The sequence below is a fragment of the Desulfurobacterium sp. genome (genome assembly GCF_027028515.1).
Classification (GTDB): Bacteria; Aquificota; Aquificia; order Desulfurobacteriales; family Desulfurobacteriaceae; genus Desulfurobacterium_A.
This window is the reverse complement of the sequence record NZ_JALVIW010000022.1, coordinates 1-1,813: the sequence shown is the minus strand read 5'-3', so window position 1 is coordinate 1,813 and position 1,813 is coordinate 1. Positions and strand designations below refer to the sequence as shown.

Here is a 1,813-nt window from a genome sequence, read left to right as displayed (position 1 = left end):
GTCTAAACTTGACAACTTCGAATACTGTGCTTCTATAATAAAATCCCATAAAGATGTAATAAGCAAGCCATCAGAAAAACAGGTTGAGTTTGCCAAAAAACTCGCTGAGGAAAAAGGGATAGAACTTGATTCAGAGATATTAAGTGATAAGAACAAACTTTCAAAGTGGATAGATAAGGTATTAAAAGAAAAGAAAAAAGAACAACTAAATCGTCCACTTACGGAAAAACAGGTTCAGGTTATCCAAAAATACGGCGACGATAAGGTAAAAAAAGCATTAGAAAAAGGAGATTTTGCTACCTGCCGTAAGTGGCTTGATAAGTTTTTTAAAAAAGGAAAAACACGAAAGAAAAGAAGTAGGAAAAGCTAACTTGAATTCCTCTTTAAGGCAAACATATTCCACGGAGTAGTTGAAATCAGAAAGGCAAGTATTCCCAAAATAACTGCAATGGGTAGGTTGGCACCGAGCAGAAAACTAGTTCCATATCCCGAAATCTCTACGATGTTCTTAACTTTTTCTATTTCCTCTTTAACCACACCCGTAAAATCGTTTTCTTTAACCTTAGCAAGAATATAAGAATCCACTTTAATGTTTCTAGATTCTGCTACGAAATAAAGTGGAAACAGGTAGGCCATTACAAGAACAAAAGTAGCAGTCAGGTAAAAACTGTTATCCTGTAATTGTGTCGAATTGTAGAGCATAGGGAGTAAGAAAAACTTGTAAACAAATATTCCAATAACAAAACCGATTAGCAGAGATACTATAAATTTTTTACCGATTTGGGTAGCTATTTCGTTAGAAAAGTGTTTAAGCTCAGAAACTACATTATAGATTTTATAATAGAAAACACTAACTACACCCATAACCACTACACTAATAATTCCGTAAGTAAGCCAAAACAGGATTTCTAACGGATTGAAAATTGTTTCTACCATAATTCCTCTCCCGAGTACTATTTTTTATTATTATATTCCTTTTCTCTTTACTTTCAAATATGGATATTTGGAAAAACGAAAGTATGCAGGTTTAACGGGAGAGGGGGAATAGTAGGTGGAAGATTTGCTTTTTTCTGTTAGACCGAAATCGGTATTGTGGTTATTGGTAGCTGTATCGGAACAGGTTAATTATCAATCATTAGACATAATTAGATATAATTAGCTTGACATAGGTAGTGTTAATTAGGTATAATTGGCATAAGAAAACGATAGAGGAGGTTGGTCATGGCAATTGTAGGGCTGGATGTAGGTTACGGGTGGACGAAGAGGTATACAAGGTCTGGTGGGTCGAAGTTTCCCACGAATGTCAGGCCGTTTAGGGAAGAAAAGGCTCTTGGAGAGGCCGATTTTGTGGAAGTGAACGGTAAGAAGTACGAAATCGGCGTAATGGAAGGAATTACAGAAACGAGGGACAGGCAGTTTTTCCTCTCAGATGAATTTTTGGCAGTAGTTTTCTATGCACTTAAAGACTACAACGAAGAGGTGAGATTGGGAATAGGCTTACCGCCTGCCTGGCTTGACATCAGAGAAGAGGTAGCAAAAAGGTTAACTGGAGTTCACGAATTTTACTATCACGGAAAAAAGAAGTTAAGGATTCAGGCATATGTGTTTCCACAGGGGTGGGGTGGATACATTGATCACATTTACAACTTAGATGGGAGATACCTGGCCAACAAAGACATTCCTGCCCTGTTTGTAGATGTGGGATATTACACGCTTGATACAATTCTTACAGAGATGGTATGGAAGGGAACAAAACCCGTTATAAAGCCGAAAAAGACGGAAGAACCCACTCTGCCGTTTGGGATAAGCAGGT

Annotated in this window: 2 protein-coding genes and 1 pseudogene; 2 read left to right on the top strand and 1 reads right to left on the bottom strand. The window is 37.4% G+C overall.

What is annotated here, in order from left to right; translation table 11 throughout:
• Nucleotides 1–370, top strand: a pseudogene (locus MV676_RS02255) (hypothetical protein); the annotation flags it as partial.
• Here MV676_RS02255 and MV676_RS02250 read toward each other — a convergent pair.
• Nucleotides 367–936 (bottom strand): hypothetical protein, encoded by a 570-nt coding sequence (locus MV676_RS02250; protein ID WP_297444902.1) that lies wholly within the window; start codon nt 934–936, stop codon nt 367–369. The pseudogene MV676_RS02255 and the gene MV676_RS02250 overlap by 4 nt on opposite strands.
• Before the next feature lie 285 nt (nt 937–1,221).
• Here MV676_RS02250 and MV676_RS02245 point away from each other — a divergent pair.
• Nucleotides 1,222–1,813 (top strand): hypothetical protein (locus MV676_RS02245; protein ID WP_297444900.1); only part of this gene is annotated, 592 nt, incomplete at its 3' end.